The organism is uncultured Brachyspira sp., assembly GCF_934747485.1.
Classification (GTDB): domain Bacteria; phylum Spirochaetota; class Brachyspiria; order Brachyspirales; family Brachyspiraceae; genus Brachyspira.
In genome coordinates this window covers 39,883-60,230 of record NZ_CAKVGN010000007.1, presented here as the reverse complement: position 1 = coordinate 60,230, position 20,348 = coordinate 39,883, and the positions used below count along the sequence as shown (strand labels likewise).

The window sequence follows — 20,348 nt, the reverse complement described above, 5'->3', positions numbered from 1 at the left end:
ATTGTTTATCTTTACTTAATTTACTGCGTTTCATACTTAAATTTTAACAAATTTAAGTTATCTAGGACAGCCCCAAAGTTTAAAATAATTAGCTCTCAGAATAGGTTAAAAGACTCTCCAATTTCTTCCTTTGCTCTTCTTGGTCATATAAATAATTAGTGCGTTTTACATTCATCTTTGATAAATCAGCATCAACTGTTAAATGATTGTTTTCAAACTTATAATTAATGCTCCTCACATTCATCTCAACTGTCTTAGAACCACTGTCAAAAAAACATATAAACTTCTCATAAAGTATATTACTTCTCTCTGATGTTATTATAATATTTCTTTTGTCATATCCTGAAACATCAAATAAAGCAAAACCATTTTTACAGTACTTTCTTTGTGTATGCTCTCCATCTTCAACCTGAAATAATGCACTAACATTATTTTCTTTATCTTCCAAACCATCAGAAAAAAATATAGCTATTTTTGTAATATTATAAACATGATTGCATACATCTTTATAATATTTATCTATATCAGAGAGTTTCACGCTATTTTGCTGTTTGTAGTTTGGATATTTTCTTGTCTCTATTGCACTATCAATATCTATTATGTCGCTTGAGTAAACTTCATTCAAATGGCTTTCTATAATTGTAAAATCATTAAAATCTATTATTTTATAAAAATTGTTTGTAGGTTTTAATATGCACTCTACACATTCATTTATATCAATATCTGTTAAATTGCAATTTATGTTTTTTAGCTGAACAGTTTCTTTTTTCTCTTGATTGGTTAAAAACTGATAAGCATATTCATAGGCAAGGTCATAATTTTCAAGCTTATAATTAAGTTCAAAAATATCTGTTTTTATGCCTATCTCTTTTTCTAATGGTATTGCAGGATATAGTTTATCTGCACCAACTATCTTTGGAAGAGCTCTATAAACTTCTTTATCCTCTCCATTTTCATCTATGATGCTGTCTTTCATTTTTATTATATATCTGCTTACCAAATCTGAAGAATCCTCTGTATATTCGCTCTCTGAAAAATGATTATTATGCCAATTAATTTTTTTGGTTGGAATATTAGAAAACTCTTTAAAATAAAATGTATTGTTAATATCAACACCCCAAGAGTAGCTTTTTGATATATTCTCTTCTACCTCATCAAGTATATCAGAAACATTCTTACCGCTAAAAGACATTGTTATTTGTTTGTCATTATTTAAATCAATATTTTTCTCATCAAAAATTATGCCCATCTCTTCTATCTTTTCTTTAAGAGACAAAACTATATCAAGAACTCCTTTAGTAGATTCTAAAATTAAGTCCCCTTGTATATACTGATGAAGAAGCCGCCCCCATATAGGAATAACTGTAACATTTAAGCCAGAATTATCAATGCTTTCAATATAGCCTACAAACTTTTTATTGCCATTTAAAAAATATTCCACTTTGTCATTTATATTTATATTGTCTAGAGGAATATTAAAACTTATTTTACCAGAGCTTCCGCCTCTTTTGTTTAAATTAAACTCATAGGATTTATAAAAGTTTTCTGTATATATTATCTCTCTTTCTGTATAATATTTATTATTATAGTATGGAATTATTTTTATATAGCTTCCTGTCTCTTCAAATTTTTTATACTCACTTGGAGGAAGTTTATATATACCGCTTAAAAAATGATAAGGCATCATCATATTAAAACACCCCTTTTGTATCTTATATAGGCATTTGTGCAAGTTTGATTGGTGTCTAAATAAAATATATTATCTCCGGCATTAAGCTCTGGTCTTATGCCTTTATAATCATAAATAACGCCATTTACTTTTAAAACTTCTCCGTCAAAATCAACAGTGCATCTAGTAACATCTATATTATTTATGTTCGCCTCTATTCCAAAGTTTTGCTTGTTTGCAAATAAAAAATAAAGCTCATCTCCAATTATATTATCAAACTCTAAATTAAATGACACAGCAGTAGGCACTAAACTTAAAGATTTATAATATATATCCTGTTTATTTTCATTTGTAATGTTTAATTTGTAAGTGTCTTCTTTTTGCCTTAAAAAAGTTTTATCTAAAGATTCAAGAGAAATATTTATAACACCTAAATTATTTATGTATTTTACAGTATATCCTCCAACAGAAGTCATTATATGTTCTGCCTCATAAATCTCATTTTCAAACTCTATTCTTATAAAATATCTATTTGAGTTATTTGAAAGAATCATAGTTGTGTACTTTGTATATTGAGATTCTATTTTTACCCACTTTCCTAAATTATCTTTATATTCAAAAATAGGTATTGCAAAATCAAGCTTTCTTCCTGAAGATATAATTCCTATACCAGATTTTATTGATGTGTATTTATTGCCTTCTATTGTTTTTAAGTCTACTTTTATATCTGATAATTTTATCTGAGAACTTAAATCTATTAAATCCAAAATCTCTTCATTATGTCCATTTTTAACAATTAGCTTAAAATTATATGACATATTCTCTCCAGATATGTTATTTTCTTATATAATCTATGTAAAAAATATAAGTGATTATAAGAATTGTTGATAAACTGTTAATAAGTGCATAATAATTATCAACTTACTAACGAAAGTTTAAAATAAATTTTTTATAAATTTTATTTTTGAATTTATGAAATTTATGTAATTTGAAGTTTGTTTATAATAAATAACTTATCAACATCTTATAAAATAATTTTTTTAATTTCTTCTTATATATAAAACTTATCAACATATTAACGTTATAATAATAACAATAAATTTTTAAAATTTAAAAATATATTATATTAATATATAAGAGCATCTAACTATTTAAAAATTGAATTCAAATTCAAAAAATTACTTAATGAATTCAATAATTAAATATGTTGATAAGTTGTTTATAATGTTGATAAGTTTAAATGAATATTATGAATTTTTAAGTAAAATTTATATTGTAAATTTATAATATAAATTCATATTATAAATTCATTTTTTGAATTCAATATTAGATTTTTTAAAATTTGTATGTTATAATAAAAACATGAGAAAAACTCTTTATACCAATAAAAAAATAAAGTTATTAATATCTAACATTATTTATGATATACAAAACTATAATTTCACAATATCTAAGTATGTAGAAAATATAGATAAAACTGATGAAATAAATGAAGATAAAAACTCAATTATAAGACAGTCTTTTCTTATAAATATTACAATGAAAGCACTTAATGATTTCAATGATATAACATTGGGTAATTTATCATTAAATAGGAATATCGATAATATTAATATTTTGATGAATAATGTAATAGATAATTGCTATAGTCTATTTATATCAAAAAGGGTAAAGATAAGATTGGGAGAAGAGATAAATAGTAATTTTAATGTATTAATAGATAAAAACAAAATATCCAATTCTATATATTATGTTTTTTTATTTATTTATAATTCAATAAAGCCAAATGGGTTTATTGATGTATCTTATAGTTTTGTTAATTATGATGATGAGAGATTTTTATTTTTTAATGATAAGAATAATTTATTAAATTTCAGCAAAGATAACATTCTTATAAGTATTAGCTTTGATTCTAATAATATACCTGAAGACATAAAAAGAAAGCTTTTCAAAACTCCATTAATAAGTTATAATGGCAGACACTTTAATAATATATTTTTATATACAGCTTATTATATAATTACTAAGCATTCCGGAAATATTTGGTTTGACAGTATAGGAAGTAAAAGAAGAATAAATATTATATTTCCTATAAAAAGTGGTTTATGAATTATATATTTAATTATTTACTCTTAATATTTTACTTATTATCTTTTGTAATAGGTTTTTCTACAATATTTTATTCTATTATTTATTATGTAATAGAGAGGGTTTTGTGGCTTAAATATTATATAGTATTTTTATTTACATTCAGCATATTAATTTTTATAAGGACTATAAGGTTAATAACACTTCTCACATTGCCGTCTTTTATTTCTAATAATATTTTTAGCATACTTTATTTCTTTACATTAACTTTGGCTATGGCATTAATGCTGTACTTTATACCTGCATTTTTATACAGGTTTTTAAAAATAAAATGGAGTTTAAAAACTAATATATCATATTTAATTTTATCAGTATTTTATTTTGTATTAAGCATTGTAGGAATACTTACATCATTTAATATATATATTTTATCCAGTATGATATTTTATATATCTATATTTTATTTGCTTATAAAAGGATTTTTAAATTATAAAAATATAGAAGATAAAACTATTAAGTTTATAGTGAAAGTTTTAGGAATAATAACTATATTAATTTACCCTGTTTTGATTTACCAATTAATTATTTATAGAAAAGATTTTATGAACACAAACTCTATAGATGTAACTTTGATGTTATTTTATACATGGTGGAACTTAGTGATGTTGGGTTATTTATTATGGTATTTCATAAGTATGATAAAATCTAATAATATGAGAATTTCTAATAGTTTTAATAATGATGATGAAGAGAAAAAAGATAATAGTATTAAGTTGGAAGAAAAATCTGAGTATAACGATTTTAATTTAACTAAAAGAGAGAAGCAAATATTATCATATTTACTTTCTGGAAAAACAAATAAAGAAATATCTTTAATTTTTGATATATCATTAAACACAGTTAATAATCATGTTGCAAATATATATTATAAATCAGGCGTAAAAAACAGAGTAGAGCTTGTAAATAAATTTTCTAAGTATTAATTAATTTTTAATAAAAAATAGCAAGCATTATATAATACTTGCTATTTATCATTTTCAATTAATTTATATTATTCATCTATAGGCATAGCATCTATAATTGAGTTAGCCAAAGAGTTTAATACTTCTTTTCTTAAAGCTCCATCTTTCATATACATTTCTAATCTTTTTTTAGCCTCAGCAACTTTTTCTTCTCTAATTTCTGGAGATTGTTTAACGATATCTATTAATTTTTTATTTTGCAAAGCTATTTTAGATTCGTTAGATATTTCAATTTTATCTGAACCTAATTGAGATGGACCATCTGAATATTTTACTTTAGAATTAAATTGTATATTTTGTGTGCCGCCTATTTTATCAATTGTCATAATCTGACTCCTTACATAGTATATTTTCGGCATTAGCTTTGCATACTTTAGGTTTTCTATTATCAATAATGATGCAAAATTCTCCTTTATCAAGTATACTATTATTGGTAAAAAAAGCAAGTATATTAGAAGCTTTGTCTCTTATGATTTGTTCAAATTTTTTAGTAAGTTCTCTTCCGATAACAACGTAAGTATTTTCTCCAAATATGTTAACAATATCTTCTATGCATGCTTTTATTCTGTGAACAGATTCATATAATACTATAATATTTTTTTCATTTGAGTATAATTCTTTTAATTGATTTTTTCTTTTACCAGATTTATTTGAAAGAAAACCAACGAATAGAGTATTTCCAGAAATACCGGAAGCGGATAGCAATGCAGTAAAAGCAGATATTCCGCCAATTGGAATGACCTTAATATTATTCTCTATTGCTTTGCTTATGATGCTTACACCGGGGTCGCTTATACAGGGAGTTCCGGCATCGCTTACAATAGCAACAGAGCTTCCATTTAAAATATTATTTATATATTCATTGATTTTTTTTTCTGTTGAATGACTATGATATGAATATAGAGGTTTTTTAATATTGTATGCATTTAAAAGTTTGAGTGTAACTCTGGTATCTTCTGCAAGAATGAAGTCAACATTATTTAATATTTTCAAAGCTCTTATGGTGATATCTTCAATATTTCCTATGGGTGTAGCCACCACATATATAGCAGATTTTTCTATGTTTATGTTATTGTTTAAGTTAATATTTTCCATGTGTTTATTTTAATTTATAAAATATAATTTGCAATAGTTTATATGTTTCACATGAAACATTTTGTTTTATTTTTAGTATTAAAAAATTTGGTCATATAAAGTTTATATAATCAAAACAATATAAATATTTATTAATTCGTTTTTGTAAATATGTTTCATGTGAAACATTTAAAATCATCACTAATTTTTAAAATGTTTTAACCGAAATTTATGCACATGAGGATGATAATATGACAGAGCAGAAATTTTACTATAAATCTAATACACTAAAAGAATTTAATTGCGAAAAAAATGATGAAAAACTAATAGATATATTAAGCAGTAAAGGATATAACATATACTCAATTAAACAAAAAACTAATCAGCTTATACCATACCATGAACACCCTTCAGAAGAAATGGTAATCGTTTTAAGCGGTAAAATTAGGTATGTGGTAGAAGAAGAAATCGTAGACCTCGAAGAAGGTGATGTTATTAAAGTAAAACCTCATTCAATTCACTCTATGATTAGTATAGCTGAAGAAACTTATTCTAATTTGTTGTTGATATTTCTTTAATTGTTTATTAGTAGTTCTTCTGTCTTATCTGTTGAACCTTCTATATATTCTCCATTGCAAATTTTGTTAAAATCGCAATACTCGCAGTGTGTCCCCACCCTTTTATCAAATGCTCTATCATATCTTATATCGTTTATTATCTCATCAAACCATTCGCCTATATATTGTATAGATTCCTTTGTAAAATCTATTGTGTCAAATTTGTCTTCATCAAAATGATAATATGAACCATTGGTTACCTTAAAATTTAATGAGTCTAATATAAAAGCATAAAGTTTAAGCTGAAGAGTTTTTCTCTCTCTCTCCATGTTATCTTCACCCAAATCATAATATCTGTTTGTCTTATAATCAACTATCTGTAAAGAACCATCTGCAGATAAATCTATTCTGTCTATACGGCCAAATAATATATAATCTTTTATTTTTGTCTCTTTATAGCTTTCTATTTGATAAGGAACCTTCTGTCCGAAAGAATTAAAAAAATTTGAAAGCATATATAAGCCCTTTTCACCAAGCTCTTTTTCCTCTTCCCTGCTATTAAAAAAAGACCTTATGCCGCTTCTTTTCCAAACCTCTCTAAATATATTGTGCAAGCTATCTAAAGTTCTCTCTTCAGCACGTAATTGATAAAATTCTTTACATGCTAAATGTATAGCATTACCAAATATAAAATACACATTCACTCCCCTTTTATATTTTTTAAAAGGCTTTTCTATATAAGTGTATCTATACTTTCTCGGACAAAGTAAATATGTGGACATACTATATTCGCTAAATCTTTGAAGTTTTTTTGATTCCATATTTTTGTTTTATCTATTTGTATATTTATTTAATAATTCAACTATATCTGTATCAGAGCTTAAATCAACAGGTTTATCATCATTTACATTTTCTAAATTAGCATTGGCATTATTTTTTAATAATATCTCAACCGCCTTATAACTCTGTGAAGCAGCAGCAAAGTGTAAAGCACTCCACCCATCATAATCTTGAGCATTAATATTGGCACCATATTTTAACAATGTATTTATTGCAGATATTTGATTATTCATAGATGCCCACATTAAAGGAGTTGTTCCTGTATCATCTTCTATATCTACAAGGTTATTTATTTTCTTTGCAGAATACGATTGCATTATTGTTTCTATTATATCCGAATGTCCTTTTGATGCAGCTATATGTATTGCCATAGCAGAATCTATATCATCTTTTGCCTCAAGATTAGCTCCATAGTTTAAAAGTGTTTCAACTATTTCATTATATCCATAATAACAAGCAAGAAGAAGCGGAGTATCCCCATCTGCATACCATTTTTCATTATCATTTGTTATTATAGTGTCTTTTGGAAGCTTAACTTCTATATCTATCTTTTTACTTTCTAATAATTCCTTAACTACTGCCATATTATTATATTCAACAGCCCTATGCAGCAAACTCCAACCATATTCATCTTTTATATTAACATCTGCTCCAAGTTTTATCATATTTACAGCAATATCAGTCTTGCCGTATTTTAATGCATTAAATAATCCTCGGTCATCTGCATCATATTTTAAATTGTTGTTTTGAGTATAAACATTAGATATTAGTGAAATATTAAATAAAATTATGAATAATGCTATTTTTCTCATCAAGCCAGCCTCAATAAAAATTATGTTAATTTAACTATATTATAGTACATTTTAATATAATTATCAACATATCATATAAATATCTTTTAAATAATTTAATTCTTTTATATTTGCATATTATAAAACAATTGGACTATGTTTAGAAAAACTAATATATTGTAAATTTATATAGTATTGTTTTTATCTGGCTTATATTTATCTAATAGTTTTTTTACAGCATCATATTTAAAACCCTTTCTCATTAAGGTTCTAATAATATAATCATTTCTTTTATCTTTATTTTCATAGATTTTATAATATTTTCTAATAGCATTTTTTAGTGATCTTACTTCATTTTTTTCTGTTATTAGATGAGAAACTCTTTCTATTGTTTTGTTTTTTAATTTAGCTTTTTTAAGAGCATCAAGAATGTATCTTTTACTTTTGCCTTTCAATTTCAAACTATTCACAGTAATTTTTGCAAATCTTTTATCGTCTATAAGTTCATATTCTTTGCAATAAGCTACAGCATAATTAATAAATCTTTTTTTATGCCCCTTTTTAATAAGCTTATCTCTAAGCATACCCTCACTTAAAAAACCTCTTCTAAGAGCATTAACAGCAGATTTTTTAGCAGCTGCCTCATAGGCTCTCATTCTTATATGCGGTATTTCATCATATTCTAATTCCATACCTTCATAAATATCAAGTTCATAAGTACCATTTTTTGGTATAGTAAAATATTCGCCGCCGGATACTTTTATATAGATTTTATCATTTTTTAATTTCATTTTAAGAATAGTCATAAATATAATATATATTAAAAATATCAGTTTTTCAATATTATAGTTTAATAACCGCACGGTAAGCGAAACAAAAAATATGAATTAATTTTAGATTGCAGTTTTAATTAACTTTCTGAATTTGCTCAGCGTGCGTGAAACAGAGTTAAAAAAATTTATAAAAGCTTGGGTGGGCTTTAACATTTCTAATTAAGCAAAAAAACAAATAAAGATTAATTTTTTAAATACAAACATCAAATTTTAAAGGGCGGGGAATTTTTAGTAAATTTTAAAATTTAAATTACATACCCCACCCTTTTAATCTTTTTATTTTATCTATTATTTTGTTTAATTTTTCTTTTTTGCTTTTAAAAGTAATTATTAGCCCCACCCTAAAATTTTTTAAATTTTTTGATTATATACCGCACGGTGAGTTTAGCAAAAAATATAAATTAATTTTAAAATGCAGTTTTAATTAAGTTTCTAAATTTATTTAACGTGCGTGAAAAAATAAACATTAGTCTTTACAAACTTAAAAATTTAAGTATAATCTACGCATTAATATAAAAGTCATAAGGAGTCAATTTATATGTGGGTCTATACACTCATTAATATAATAGTTTTATTATTAATAGTATTTCTATTATATTTCATGGAAAAGAAGCATTTAAATTTTACTGTTAGAGTATTAAGTGCATTGATATTAGGTTTATTATTAGGTTTTGTTTTAAGAAATGTATATGAAACAGATGTTATAACTAATACTATGATTTGGTATAATGTTGTAGGAAGCGGTTATGTAAGATTATTACAAATGTTAGTTATGCCTTTAATATTTATTTCTATTACTATGGCATTATTAAATATAAAGGGCGATTCTAATATAGCAAAGATGACTATGATAATAATAGCAATCTTGATGATAACAACAGCTATATCTGCTTTAGTTGGTATATTAATTTCTAAGGGATTTGGATTAGACGCTTCAAAGATACAGGCAATAGTTGGCGATTACTCTCAAGGAGCTTTAAAGTATGAAAACAGATTAGAGGCATTTAATTCTAAACCTGTACCGCAGCAATTGCTTGAGATTATACCTACAAACCCATTTAGTGCTTTAGCAGGCGGAGGCGGATCACCTACTTTGTCTGTTGTATTTTTCTCTGCTTTTGTTGGAATGGCTGCTTTGGGTATCAAAAAGAAAAAGCCTGAAATTTTTGATTTCTTTAGAAAGATAATGTTCTCTTTACATGAGATAGTAATGAGAATAGTTAGCATAGTAATGAGATTAACTCCTTATGGTGTATTAGCTTTAATGGCAAAATTTATGGCTACTAGTGATTTAAAAGCTTTTGCACAATTAGGTCAATTCCTATTAGCTTCATATATAGCAATATTTATTATGCTTATAGTTCATAGTATTATACTTATGATATTTGGATATAATCCTTTCAAATATTATTCTAAAGCGTTGCCTACATTAGCTTTTGCTTTTTCATCAAGAACTAGTGCTGGTACTTTGCCTATGACTGTTGATACTTTAAAAAACAAAATGGGTATATCTGAAGGAGTTTCTAACCTATCTGCTTCACTTGCTGTTACTATAGGTCAAAATGGCTGTGCTGGAATATATCCTGCTATGGTTGTTGCTATGATAGCTCCTACTTTAGGTATTAATGTATTTGAGCCTGTATTTTTAATAAAGGTTGTAATAATAATAGCTATAGGAAGTTTTGGTATAGCCGGAGTTGGAGGCGGTGCTACTAATGCTGCTCTTATTACACTTTCTGCTTTAAACTTCCCTGTTGAATTAGTTGCTATACTTTTAGGAATAGAGCCTTTAATTGATATGGGCAGAACTTTACTCAATGTTAATGATGGTATGATTACAGCTGCTGCTACTGGAAAGATTTGTAAGGAAGTAGATATAGCTAAGTTTAATTCTAATAATACTGCTGCTTCTGAAAATTCTTAAAATGTATTAAAAAATAATATAAAAAAGCCCTCCTGATTAAAATGTCAGAAGGGTTTTTTTATTATAAAAATATTTATTTAAAATTTATTTTATTAATTTTTTCATATATCTAAAGAAGTCTTCTTTCTCTTTTGGTGAAATCATACAAGTATTTAAAAATACTTCCATAATCTCTTGATTTACGCTTGCCATAGCAGACTTAACTGCCAAAGCCTGATTAAGTATATCTCCGCAATATTCTCCTTTAATGAGCATTTTTCTCATTCCGTTTATCTGACCTTCTATTCTGTTTAATCTAATTATGAGCTTTTTTCTTTTTTCTATAATTTCCTCTATGCTGAACTTAGAAATTTTAGTATCGTCTCCGCAGTATTTATTCCAAGCTTTAAGACCGCCCTCAAGTACATATAAATTATCAAATCCAACTTTTTTCATATATGAAGCAGCATCTATGCCTAATTTTCCAACAGAACAATAGATTAGATAAGTAAGATTTTTGTCAAGCTTTTCTATTTCTCTTTTAAATACCCTTGGTCTTAAAAAATCTACTAACAAAGAATTTTCTATCATTCCTTCATAATTATGCTCTAATTCAGTTCTTACATCCAAAATTATAAAATTATCTAGTTCTTCCATTTTTTTTTCAAATTCTGAAGGTGTTAATACAATAACTCCATTGTCTAATGTCATATAAAATCCTTGAGGTTTTAAATAATATTTGTGTATATTATATAACAAAAATTAGTTTTTACAAAATATTTTAAATTATTTTTAATGAAATAGGAGCAATTCTTTAATTTATAATATGTTCAAAACAATATTATTATATTTATTATTTATAGAAATTTATTTTATTGCTTGCAAAACGAAGGATTTAATTATATTATTAAGCGATAATGTTTTTAAAATTTTTTTATTAGGTTATGATATATTTAGGAGATATTATGACGCATTTAGAGTTGAGAGAAAAGTTCAAAGAGTTTTTTAAAAGTAAGAAACATGCCATAGAGAAATCATCATCATTAATACCAATAGATGACCCTAGTTTATTATTTACAACAGCAGGTATGCTTCAGTTTAAGCCATACTATGCCGGAATAAAAAAAGCACCATATTCAAGGGTTGCTACTATACAGAAATGTTTTAGATTATCAGATTTAGAGAATATTGGTAAAACAGCAAGACACCATACATTTTTTGAGATGTTTGGTAATTTTTGTTTTATGGGCGATTATTTCAAAAAAGAGGCTATTGAGTTTGCTTGGGAGTTTTCTACGCAGGTGATAAAGCTTCCTATTGAGAGAATATATGTATCTATTTATGAGAAAGATGATGATGCATTCAAGATTTGGAATGAACATATAGGAATACCAAAAGAAAAAATTGTGAGGCTTGGAAAGAAGGATAATTTTTGGGGACCTGCGGGAGATTCTGGGGCTTGCGGACCTTGCAGTGAGCTTTATATTGATATGGGTGAGGAGAAAGGATGCGGTAAGCCTGATTGTTTTGTGGGATGTGATTGCGAGAGGTATTTAGAGTTTTGGAATTTAGTATTCAATGAGTTTTTTCAAGATGTTGATGGTAATTTGACTCCTCTTAAAAATGTTGGTATAGATACAGGAATGGGGCTTGAGAGACTTTGCTATATCATGCAAGGGGTTGAGAGCAATTATCAAACTGATGTAATGAAGCCTATAGTTGATGCTATTTTAAATAAGCTTAATGTAAAATATGAAGGAAGTACAAAGACAAAAATAAATTTATTAGCTGACCATTTAAGAGCTTTAGTATTTGTTTTGGCTGAAGGCTGTAAACCATCCAATGAAGGAAGGGGATATGTTTTAAGAAGGCTTTTAAGAAGGGCTTTAAAAACTGCTAATGATTTAGGTCATAAAGGAGCTTTCTTAAATGAGCTTACTTCTGCTGTAATAAATGTTTATAAAGATATATATGATTATCTTCCAAAAGAAGAAGAAAATATTAAAAAGATATTATTAGAAGAAGAGAATAAATTTTTAAGCACAGTATCTGCCGGTATGAATAAGCTTTACAGTGTAATGGAAGAAAACAAGGAAAGTAAAGTAATATCAGGTAAAGATGCCTTTATGCTTTTTGATACTTATGGGCTTCCTTTTGACATCACGGAAGAAGAAGCTAATGACCATGGTTTTACAGTTGATAAGAAAGGCTTTGAAGATGCAATGGAAGAGCAGAAAAAAAGAAGCAGGGGAACAGGTGAAGATAAAAAATCAAAGTTTGGTTTTGTTGAAAATTATGAAACAAAATATGTGGGTGAAGAAAGAGAGAATTTGATTAACGGCGTAAAATCAAGAATAGTTGCTTTATATGAGAATGGAGAGAAAAAAGAAAGTGCATCATCTTCTAATGTTGTTGTAATTACAGAGTCATCGCCTTTTTATGGAGAGATGGGAGGACAGGTTGGAGATAATGGTTTTATAGAGATTTCAAGCGGAGAAAAATTAAAAGTATTAGATACACAAAAAAAGGAAAACACTATTATACATATAGTTGATTGTGGTAATAAAACTTTAAAAGTTGGAGAGGATATAAAACTTTTAGTTAATTTTGATAGAAGAAGTGCCATAAGAAAAAACCATACTGCAACACATATACTTCAAAAGGTTTTGGAGCTTACACTTGGAAATCATATTAATCAGGCAGGAAGTTTTGTTTGTGAAGATTATTTGAGATTTGACTTTACCCATCCAGATTCTATTAATGAAGAAACTTTAATAAACATAGAAAATCAAGTTAATGAAATAGTATTTAAATCAATGCCTGCAGTAATAAAATATATGCCGAAAGAAGAGGCTATAGCTTCTGGAGCTAAGGCATTATTTGGAGAGAAATATCCAGACACTGTAAGAATACTTGATATTGGCGAAGGATTTTCTGTTGAGCTTTGCGGGGGAAGCCATTTGACAAATACATCTGAAGTTGGTTATTTTCATATAGTAAGTGAAGGTTCTGTTGCAAGCGGTGTGAGAAGAATTGAAGCTATTACTGGGCTTAATGCTGCTAAAGAGGCTACAAATTTATTTAATAAAGTAAAAAGTTTAAGCCATATACTTAATGCAAACAAAGCAGACGAGCTTACAATTAGAGCAGAAAATTTGCAAGCAGAAATAAAAAAATTACAAAAAGAAAATAAACAATTAAAGACTTCCGGCTCATCTTCTAAAGCGTTTATTGATAATTATGAAGATTTAAATGGAATTAAGTTTTATAATTTGGAGTTTGATGAAGATATAAAAGACATAAGGCTTTATGCTGATACTATAAAAGAGAGAGTTAAAGATTCTATAGCCTTTATGATAAGTAAAACAAATAATTCTATAATAGTTCAGGTTACAGGTAATATTTTAAAAGAAAAAAACATATTGGCTAATTCTTTAATTAAGGATATAATATTAGCTGCAGGCGGCAGAGGCGGAGGAAAAGATAGTTTTGCTCAAGGCTCTATAGAAAATATCGAAAAAGCAAAAGAGGCTATTAATAAAATAAAGAGCAGTTTATAAATGAAAAAATTTTTAACTATTATTATAATATTATTTTCTGTATCTTGTTCTCAGAAAGATTTAACTTTAAGAAGACTTGATGATGTTAATAGGGCATCAAAGAAATTGCAAAACAATAAAGATGATGAAAAAGTTTTATTAGAGGTACTTAATGCGGCACAAAATGGCGGGAGAGAGGTTAGGGCAGAGGCTATATGGGTGCTTGGCAATATTGAAGCTGAAATAGCTTATAGTGATTTTTTGAAGTCCAGTGTTGAAGACCCTGACTTTAATGTGCGTTGTTTGTCTATACATGGTTTAGGCAGGCTGGAAGCTAAAACTCCTGAAGCAATAGATAGTATAAAAAGAGCTATATCTGATACTGATTTGCAGGTACAAATAGAGGCTTTGAAAGTTGCTGGTAATTTAAAAGCTCCTGAACTTTTAAACTCTATACTTGGAAGTTTATCAAGTAAAAATAAATGGGTGAGAATGGCTGCTATTGAGGCTTTGAAAGATTATGAAGATGAAAGAGTTGATCGTTCTCTTAATTTGCTTTCTTCTACAGATAATGATTATGCGGTGAAATCTACTATAGATCAGGTTTTAAAATATAGAAATGAAAAAGGAATATAAAAATAATATATGTTTTTTAATAAAAAAATAATTTATTTATTAATGATTTTCTCTTTTATAAATATTTTTATTTTCTCATGCAAAAGTATGGGTAATTCTGTTGTTGTTGTAGATGATATAATATCTACAAATAGGATAGTTGCTGTTGCTTCTTTTACTTTCCCAAAAAGTATGACAAATGCAAATATAGACAGATTAAAATATTTAAATACAGAGATATATGCTGATGTTGTATTAAATAGTTTTATAAGCAATTTTAATTCTCAAAGTGAGTTAATAAAACTTGTAACTTTAGAAGAGGCTTTAGGTAATTTAGATTTTTCTAAGCTTCCAAATCATTATATATTAGGTTCTGATTATGTGGCTGCTACTGGTACTATAGCTACAAATAAATTAGATGATGATACTATATCTTTACTTAGAGATAAAAATATATCAGGGGTTATGTATGCTGATTCTGAAATGTCTTTTTGGGCACAGAGTATTGATATAAACTTTGATATGTATGATTTAAATGGCAATAATTTATGGTTGGATACTTTAGAAGGATATTCTTATTATATTATAGGGGATACTGGTTCTCCTACTAAGCAGATGAATTATCAGATAGTAATAGCTGATGTTGTAAAGTTTCAACAGAAGCATGCTGATGAATTATATATTATAATAAATGAAGCAGTATCTAATGGAGTATACAATTTAAAAAATAAAGTGCCGTATGCTTTTAGTACTAATGATATTTTGTTTACTCAAAAGACATTTAGTTTAACTAATGAAGAATATGCAAAAAAGGCAGGTATTAAATAATGGCAGACAGACAAAAAATAGAATTAACTTTTAGTGATATTGATGAGTTTAAGTTTAAAAGACCTTTAAAAGGTTATATTACAAAGATTGATAATGATAGATACCTTATTAGCAATGATGATTTAGCTATTAAGGGCACTGGTAAAACTCCAAAAGAGGCTGCCGAGATGATTAAAGATCAATTTATCAATTTGGCAAATGATGTGATGTATAAATCTAAATATGCACCTTTAAGCGAGAGAGAAAGAAAAAAGGTAAGCATTATACAATCTATATGTGATATTATTTAAATATTATATATAGATTTTTTATTATCAAGAACTTCTATTAACATTTTAGGAAATTAAATATGCTATTAACTACTGAATTAAAAAATGAAACATTGAAAAAATTTGAAGGAAAAAAAATAGCCGTACTTCACGGAGGCATTAGCGATGAGAGAGAAGTTTCTCTTAGAAGCGGAAAGAACGTTTTTGAGGCTTTAACCTCTTATAAAGAATTAAAAGACAGCACTATATTAATAGATGTAAAAGATCATTATGAATTAGTGGAAACTTTAAAAAAAGAAAATGTTGAATATTGTTATAATATATTGCATGGCACTTTTGGTGAAGATGGTACTATTCAAGGTCTTTTGGATTGTCTTAATATTAAATACACAGGTGAAAATACTTTGGTTAGCTCTCTTTGTATGAATAAAGTTTATACTAAAAGAATATGGCTTTCTTCAAATATTTCTACTGTTGATTTTCAGCTTCTTGAAGATGCTGTAAAAAATAATAATATTTCTTTTGATTTCCCTATAATATTAAAACCCATTTCCAGCGGTTCTAGTGTTGGAGTTTCTTTAATTAAAACTAAAACAGAATTTGAAAATATTGTTAAAGACATAAAAGATACTCATAATTATTTCTTAGAGCCGTATATTAAAGGCAAAGAAGTAACTGTTGGGCTTGTACGCAATAATGATGATATATATGTGTTTCCAATACTTGGAATCAATCCAAAAAATGAAATATATGATTATGATGCTAAATATACTCCGGGAAAAACAGAGATGGAGATACCAGCTAAATTGGATAAACAAATAGAAAATAAATTAATAGAAAACTGTAAAAAAGCTTATGATGTTTTGGGCTGTGAGGGGCTTTGCAGAATAGATGCTATAATTGCAGAAGATGGTTTTATAAACTTAATGGAAGTAAATACTCAAGGCGGCATGACAAATACTTCTGATATACCAGCTATGGCAAAAAATATTAATATGCCTTTTGAAGATGTTGTTTTATATATACTTTCTTTGGCTTACAAAAATGTATAAAATTATCTATTGACAAACAGTTAAAATTAGTATATCATTCTAAATGAGATTAATTATTAATTATAAATAATTTCTTCATAAGAGGTTTGTAAAATATGAACAACACTAGAAACACAATACAAAAGCAAGTTATATTAAATGCTGTACGGGAATTAAAAAATCACCCTACATCAGAAGAGGTTTATAATTATATTAAACCAAACTTTCCTTCTATTAGTTTAGGCACAGTTTATAGAAACCTTAATTTACTTTCTGAAAATAATGAGATACAAAAGATTTCTATAATAGATGATGCTGTAAGGTTTGACCATATCACAGGTGAGCATTATCATTTTCAATGTGATAAATGCAAAAAATTAATAGATATTAATTTGCCTTATAATAAAGAATTAGACGATGCTGTTTCTAAAAAATATAATGTAGAAATAGATAAACATGACATTGTATTTATAGGTGTTTGCAAATCTTGCAAGTCAGAATAATTTTTTATTAAAAAGATAAGTATTTTCTTTATACTTTCATTCTAAAAGAAATAATGTATATTCTTATTTTATTCAACTTTTTCCCGCGTACGAGCTGTACCACCTTTCCGCACGGTAATGCTATGCTTTAATTATAACTTATTAGTCAAATGCAGTTCTTTTGGTTCTTTTATACCAATAAAAGAACTGGGGTGCGGAGCAAAGCCCTGCAAATATTTTTTATATTAATATAAATTGTAAGTAAGAAGTAATACTAAATTGATACTAAAATATATTTATTCAAATAACAGAAATAAAAACTAATTTTTTAATAAAAGTTATTTACTATTAATGCACTTGTTTTTTATCTATAAAAAATATAGAATAAATTTATTATTTTCATTAAAAAGGAAATTATTAATATGCCGGCTAATATACTTGATGTAAGAGAATTATCAAAAAGCATAAGAGCAGAAATTAAAGAGAAAGTTGCTTTTTTAATTAAAAAACCTCGAATAGATTTTGTTTATTTTGATGATGATAAATCTACAGAGTTGTATTTTACTCATGCAAAGAAAATGGCAGGGAATGTTGGAATGATAGGCGAGCTTCATAAGTTAGGCACAAACACAACAGAAAAAGATTTTATCACTTTAATAGAATACTTAAACGAAGAGAAAGATATTAGCGGTATAATGCTTCAAATGCCATTGCCTAAGCATATAAGAAGAGAGGTTGTTTACGAGACTATATCTACAAAAAAAGATATTGATGCAATAAGCAATTTAAATCTTGGCAGGATTTTAACTTCTAATGATGAATTAATTCCTTGCACTGTAAGAAGCGTTATGACAATACTTGAACATTATAACATAAAAATAGAGGGTGCTAATGCTGTGGTTGTTGGAAGGAGTGAGATAGTTGGAAAGCCGCTTGCTTTATCATTATTAAATAAATCTGCCACTGTTACAATAGCTCATTCAAAAACTAAAGATTTAAAAAGTGTTTGCAAGAATGCTGATATATTATGTGTGTCTATTGGAAAGGCAGAGTTTATTGACGCTGAGTATGTAAAAGAGAATGCTGTTGTTATAGATATAGGAATAAATGTGCTTGAAGATGGTTCTATTAAGGGAGATGTAAAGTTTGACGAGGCAGTTAATATTGCATCTGCTATAACACCTGTGCCTAATGGCGTTGGAAGTTTAACGACAACAATGCTTCTTTCAAACTTGCTTTATTTGCATACGAAGTATAATAATAATTAATTATAACTAATTTATGTTCTTGTTTTATTCAACTTTTTCCCGCGTACGAGCTGTACCACCTTTCCGCACGGTAATGCTATGCTTTAATTATAACTTTTTAGTCGTGCGGGGGATTGCCTTTTAATATACGATTAAATTATAAAATTTATCATAAAAATTCAGTCCTTTTTCTTCTTTGTGTCACGCCTTACCTAAAGGTACTCCTTTCAGTCGCCGGCACTTCCTTCGGTAGCAAAAGAAATGGGGGCGTGTACCCTAAGGGCACGCTTCGCAGGGGGCAAAGCCACCACAAATAAAAAACTTAAAAAATATTTTTAACAAAATTAAAAATTTTTACCATATAGTAACAAGCAATTTATATAGTATAGGAAGCAATACAACCGTTAAAGCCCCAGCTATACCTATAGCAAGACCAGACATAGCTCCTTCAGTCTCTCCCATCTCTATTGCCTTACTAGTGCCAACAGCATGCGATGCAGTGCCTATTGCAATACCCTTAGCTAAAGGCGATTTTATTCTAAATATCTTACAAACTATAGGAGCTATTATTGCCCCCACAACCCCGGACACTATAACAGCAAGCACAGTGATAGATTTTACAGCTCCAATACTATCAGCCACATCAACAGCTATTGCAGTAGTTATAGATTTTGGAAGGAGAGATAAAAGTATATTTTCTGATACACCCATAATTTTTGCAGTGATATATATTCCAACTATTCCAATAGCACTTCCTATAGCAATGCTTAAAAGTATTACTAATAAATTTGCTTTTAATATTGGAAGGTTTCTATATATCGGAAGTGCTAATACAACAGTAGCAGGTCCTATTAATGCATTAATAAATTTTCCGCCGCTTTCATTATAAACACTATAAGGCACACCCATAAAATAAATAGCAAAGCCTACAAGTATTACAGTTGTTACTAATGGTGTTAATATTGGAAGTTTTGTTTTATTATAAATATAGTAAGCTATGATGTATGCTATTAAAGTTATTACTATTGATATTAGTGGATTATCTTGAAATAGTGCTGTCATTTTATTTTCCTTTTTTTATTAACTATATTTTCAAAAAACTGAGCAGATAAACCGGTTGCCGCCATTATCACTATAACAAAAAATATACATATTATAAGAAAAGGTATTATCTCATCTTTAATATATTTATATTCATCAACTATAGCTAAAGTGGCAGGTACAAATAATAGAGACATATTTTTTATTAATATATCGCTAGCCTCATCAATATCGCTCTCTTTTACAATTCCAAAAACCAAGAGTAAGAATAAAATTAGCATTCCTATTACATTTCCCGGTATTGGAAGTTTTAGAGATTTGCTTAAGATATATGATATTGAATAAATAAAAAATATTATAGAGAATTGTTTAATCAATTTCATTTTAGTAGAATCCAATAAATTATTTTAAAAAATTATTGGGATAAATTATATACCTAAAAAAATGTTTTTCAATAGAGTATTTTTACGCTGAGATTGAGTTGCGTAAAAGCAGTATGAATACTACAGAGATAAATTA

General features: G+C 27.2%; 21 protein-coding genes. 11 read left to right on the top strand and 10 right to left on the bottom strand.

Going from position 1 to position 20,348, the window contains the following annotated elements:
* Nucleotides 1-88: 88 nt before the first annotated feature.
* Entirely contained in the window at nucleotides 89-1,690 is a 1,602-nt protein-coding gene (locus tag Q0H31_RS02545; protein WP_295295625.1) for a hypothetical protein, read from the bottom strand.
* Nucleotides 1,687-2,487 carry a hypothetical protein gene (locus Q0H31_RS02540; RefSeq protein WP_295295624.1) on the bottom strand — a complete coding sequence of 267 codons (801 nt, stop codon included), beginning with the start codon at nucleotides 2,485-2,487 and terminating at the stop codon, nucleotides 1,687-1,689. Before Q0H31_RS02540 ends, Q0H31_RS02545 begins: the two co-directional genes overlap by 4 nt.
* A gap of 544 nt (nucleotides 2,488-3,031) precedes the next feature.
* On the opposite strand from Q0H31_RS02540, the gene Q0H31_RS02535 reads away from it, so the two are divergent.
* Together Q0H31_RS02535 and Q0H31_RS02530 are read left to right on the top strand one after the other, a co-directional pair.
* Nucleotides 3,032-3,778 (top strand): histidine kinase, encoded by a 747-nt coding sequence (locus tag Q0H31_RS02535; RefSeq protein WP_295295623.1) that lies wholly within the window; start codon nucleotides 3,032-3,034, stop codon nucleotides 3,776-3,778.
* A complete protein-coding gene (locus tag Q0H31_RS02530; RefSeq protein ID WP_295295622.1) occupies nucleotides 3,775-4,740 on the top strand; it encodes a LuxR C-terminal-related transcriptional regulator in 966 nt (321 codons plus the stop codon). The genes Q0H31_RS02535 and Q0H31_RS02530 overlap by 4 nt, the downstream gene beginning before the upstream one ends.
* A 68-nt stretch (nucleotides 4,741-4,808) precedes the next feature.
* Here the strand turns inward: Q0H31_RS02530 and Q0H31_RS02525 are convergent, their stop codons facing one another.
* Both Q0H31_RS02525 and rsmI read right to left on the bottom strand, forming a co-directional pair.
* Entirely contained in the window at nucleotides 4,809-5,105 is a 297-nt protein-coding gene (locus Q0H31_RS02525) for a flagellar biosynthesis anti-sigma factor FlgM (RefSeq protein ID WP_295295621.1), read from the bottom strand.
* A complete protein-coding gene (gene rsmI / locus Q0H31_RS02520; RefSeq protein WP_295295620.1) occupies nucleotides 5,095-5,874 on the bottom strand; it encodes a 16S rRNA (cytidine(1402)-2'-O)-methyltransferase in 780 nt (259 codons plus the stop codon). The genes Q0H31_RS02525 and rsmI overlap by 11 nt, the downstream gene beginning before the upstream one ends.
* Nucleotides 5,875-6,104: 230 nt before the next feature.
* On the opposite strand from rsmI, the gene Q0H31_RS02515 reads away from it, so the two are divergent.
* Nucleotides 6,105-6,431 carry a cupin domain-containing protein gene (locus Q0H31_RS02515; RefSeq protein ID WP_295295619.1) on the top strand — a complete coding sequence of 109 codons (327 nt, stop codon included), beginning with the start codon at nucleotides 6,105-6,107 and terminating at the stop codon, nucleotides 6,429-6,431.
* On the opposite strand, the gene Q0H31_RS02510 is transcribed toward Q0H31_RS02515, so the two are convergent.
* The 3 genes from Q0H31_RS02510 to Q0H31_RS02500 form a co-directional block, all read right to left on the bottom strand.
* Nucleotides 6,428-7,231 (bottom strand): PD-(D/E)XK nuclease family protein, encoded by an 804-nt coding sequence (locus Q0H31_RS02510; protein WP_295295618.1) that lies wholly within the window; start codon nucleotides 7,229-7,231, stop codon nucleotides 6,428-6,430. The two genes, Q0H31_RS02515 and Q0H31_RS02510, sit on opposite strands and share 4 nt — an antisense overlap.
* 9 nt (nucleotides 7,232-7,240) lie before the next feature.
* Nucleotides 7,241-8,062 carry an ankyrin repeat domain-containing protein gene (locus tag Q0H31_RS02505; protein ID WP_295295617.1) on the bottom strand — a complete coding sequence of 274 codons (822 nt, stop codon included), beginning with the start codon at nucleotides 8,060-8,062 and terminating at the stop codon, nucleotides 7,241-7,243.
* A 164-nt stretch (nucleotides 8,063-8,226) separates the two neighbouring features.
* Nucleotides 8,227-8,832 (bottom strand): RecX family transcriptional regulator, encoded by a 606-nt coding sequence (locus Q0H31_RS02500; protein ID WP_295295616.1) that lies wholly within the window; start codon nucleotides 8,830-8,832, stop codon nucleotides 8,227-8,229.
* 580 nt (nucleotides 8,833-9,412) lie between these two features.
* Here Q0H31_RS02500 and Q0H31_RS02495 point away from each other — a divergent pair.
* Nucleotides 9,413-10,798: a cation:dicarboxylase symporter family transporter gene (locus Q0H31_RS02495; protein ID WP_295295615.1), complete on the top strand. Its 1,386-nt coding sequence runs from the start codon at nucleotides 9,413-9,415 to the stop codon at nucleotides 10,796-10,798.
* 84 nt (nucleotides 10,799-10,882) lie between these two features.
* Here the strand turns inward: Q0H31_RS02495 and Q0H31_RS02490 are convergent, their stop codons facing one another.
* On the bottom strand, nucleotides 10,883-11,488 hold the full coding sequence (locus tag Q0H31_RS02490) for a metal-sensing transcriptional repressor (protein WP_295295614.1): 606 nt from the start codon (nucleotides 11,486-11,488) through the stop codon (nucleotides 10,883-10,885).
* Nucleotides 11,489-11,742: 254 nt separating this feature from the next.
* Here Q0H31_RS02490 and alaS point away from each other — a divergent pair, with 254 nt between their 5' ends.
* The 7 genes from alaS to Q0H31_RS02455 all read left to right on the top strand — a co-directional run bounded on the left by alaS (nucleotide 11,743) and on the right by Q0H31_RS02455 (nucleotide 18,809).
* Nucleotides 11,743-14,337, top strand: a complete 2,595-nt coding sequence (gene alaS, locus Q0H31_RS02485) for an alanine--tRNA ligase (protein ID WP_295295613.1) — start codon at nucleotides 11,743-11,745, stop codon at nucleotides 14,335-14,337.
* Nucleotides 14,338-14,952: a HEAT repeat domain-containing protein gene (locus tag Q0H31_RS02480; RefSeq protein WP_295295612.1), complete on the top strand. Its 615-nt coding sequence runs from the start codon at nucleotides 14,338-14,340 to the stop codon at nucleotides 14,950-14,952.
* 9 nt (nucleotides 14,953-14,961) lie between these two features.
* Nucleotides 14,962-15,759 carry a hypothetical protein gene (locus Q0H31_RS02475; RefSeq protein ID WP_367117121.1) on the top strand — a complete coding sequence of 266 codons (798 nt, stop codon included), beginning with the start codon at nucleotides 14,962-14,964 and terminating at the stop codon, nucleotides 15,757-15,759.
* The gene (locus Q0H31_RS02470; RefSeq protein WP_295295610.1) at nucleotides 15,759-16,049 is read left to right on the top strand and encodes a hypothetical protein; all 291 of its coding nucleotides are present in this window, start codon (nucleotides 15,759-15,761) and stop codon (nucleotides 16,047-16,049) included. Before Q0H31_RS02475 ends, Q0H31_RS02470 begins: the two co-directional genes overlap by 1 nt.
* Before the next feature lie 59 nt (nucleotides 16,050-16,108).
* Nucleotides 16,109-17,080, top strand: coding sequence for a D-alanine--D-alanine ligase (locus tag Q0H31_RS02465; protein ID WP_295295609.1), 972 nt, complete (start codon nucleotides 16,109-16,111; stop codon nucleotides 17,078-17,080).
* 95 nt (nucleotides 17,081-17,175) lie between these two features.
* Nucleotides 17,176-17,562 carry a Fur family transcriptional regulator gene (locus Q0H31_RS02460; protein WP_295295608.1) on the top strand — a complete coding sequence of 129 codons (387 nt, stop codon included), beginning with the start codon at nucleotides 17,176-17,178 and terminating at the stop codon, nucleotides 17,560-17,562.
* A gap of 401 nt (nucleotides 17,563-17,963) precedes the next feature.
* Entirely contained in the window at nucleotides 17,964-18,809 is an 846-nt protein-coding gene (locus Q0H31_RS02455; protein ID WP_295295607.1) for a bifunctional 5,10-methylenetetrahydrofolate dehydrogenase/5,10-methenyltetrahydrofolate cyclohydrolase, read from the top strand.
* A gap of 333 nt (nucleotides 18,810-19,142) precedes the next feature.
* Here Q0H31_RS02455 and Q0H31_RS02450 read toward each other — a convergent pair whose 3' ends face one another.
* Nucleotides 19,143-19,850, bottom strand: a complete 708-nt coding sequence (locus Q0H31_RS02450) for an LrgB family protein (RefSeq protein ID WP_295295606.1) — start codon at nucleotides 19,848-19,850, stop codon at nucleotides 19,143-19,145.
* Nucleotides 19,847-20,212, bottom strand: coding sequence for a CidA/LrgA family protein (locus tag Q0H31_RS02445; RefSeq protein WP_295295605.1), 366 nt, complete (start codon nucleotides 20,210-20,212; stop codon nucleotides 19,847-19,849). Before Q0H31_RS02445 ends, Q0H31_RS02450 begins: the two co-directional genes overlap by 4 nt.
* Nucleotides 20,213-20,348: the final 136 nt, after the last annotated feature.

Coding starts and splice junctions, on each gene's coding strand:
- Q0H31_RS02545 (WP_295295625.1), bottom strand. CDS start 1,690: ATGATGATGCCTTATCATTTTTTAAGCGGTATATATAAACTTCCTCCA.
- Q0H31_RS02540 (WP_295295624.1), bottom strand. CDS start 2,487: ATGTCATATAATTTTAAGCTAATTGTTAAAAATGGACATAATGAAGAG.
- Q0H31_RS02535 (WP_295295623.1), top strand. CDS start 3,032: ATGAGAAAAACTCTTTATACCAATAAAAAAATAAAGTTATTAATATCT.
- Q0H31_RS02530 (WP_295295622.1), top strand. CDS start 3,775: ATGAATTATATATTTAATTATTTACTCTTAATATTTTACTTATTATCT.
- Q0H31_RS02525 (WP_295295621.1), bottom strand. CDS start 5,105: ATGACAATTGATAAAATAGGCGGCACACAAAATATACAATTTAATTCT.
- rsmI (WP_295295620.1), bottom strand. CDS start 5,874: ATGGAAAATATTAACTTAAACAATAACATAAACATAGAAAAATCTGCT.
- Q0H31_RS02515 (WP_295295619.1), top strand. CDS start 6,105: ATGACAGAGCAGAAATTTTACTATAAATCTAATACACTAAAAGAATTT.
- Q0H31_RS02510 (WP_295295618.1), bottom strand. CDS start 7,231: ATGGAATCAAAAAAACTTCAAAGATTTAGCGAATATAGTATGTCCACA.
- Q0H31_RS02505 (WP_295295617.1), bottom strand. CDS start 8,062: ATGAGAAAAATAGCATTATTCATAATTTTATTTAATATTTCACTAATA.
- Q0H31_RS02500 (WP_295295616.1), bottom strand. CDS start 8,832: ATGAAATTAAAAAATGATAAAATCTATATAAAAGTATCCGGCGGCGAA.
- Q0H31_RS02495 (WP_295295615.1), top strand. CDS start 9,413: ATGTGGGTCTATACACTCATTAATATAATAGTTTTATTATTAATAGTA.
- Q0H31_RS02490 (WP_295295614.1), bottom strand. CDS start 11,488: ATGACATTAGACAATGGAGTTATTGTATTAACACCTTCAGAATTTGAA.
- alaS (WP_295295613.1), top strand. CDS start 11,743: ATGACGCATTTAGAGTTGAGAGAAAAGTTCAAAGAGTTTTTTAAAAGT.
- Q0H31_RS02480 (WP_295295612.1), top strand. CDS start 14,338: ATGAAAAAATTTTTAACTATTATTATAATATTATTTTCTGTATCTTGT.
- Q0H31_RS02475 (WP_367117121.1), top strand. CDS start 14,962: ATGTTTTTTAATAAAAAAATAATTTATTTATTAATGATTTTCTCTTTT.
- Q0H31_RS02470 (WP_295295610.1), top strand. CDS start 15,759: ATGGCAGACAGACAAAAAATAGAATTAACTTTTAGTGATATTGATGAG.
- Q0H31_RS02465 (WP_295295609.1), top strand. CDS start 16,109: ATGCTATTAACTACTGAATTAAAAAATGAAACATTGAAAAAATTTGAA.
- Q0H31_RS02460 (WP_295295608.1), top strand. CDS start 17,176: ATGAACAACACTAGAAACACAATACAAAAGCAAGTTATATTAAATGCT.
- Q0H31_RS02455 (WP_295295607.1), top strand. CDS start 17,964: ATGCCGGCTAATATACTTGATGTAAGAGAATTATCAAAAAGCATAAGA.
- Q0H31_RS02450 (WP_295295606.1), bottom strand. CDS start 19,850: ATGACAGCACTATTTCAAGATAATCCACTAATATCAATAGTAATAACT.
- Q0H31_RS02445 (WP_295295605.1), bottom strand. CDS start 20,212: ATGAAATTGATTAAACAATTCTCTATAATATTTTTTATTTATTCAATA.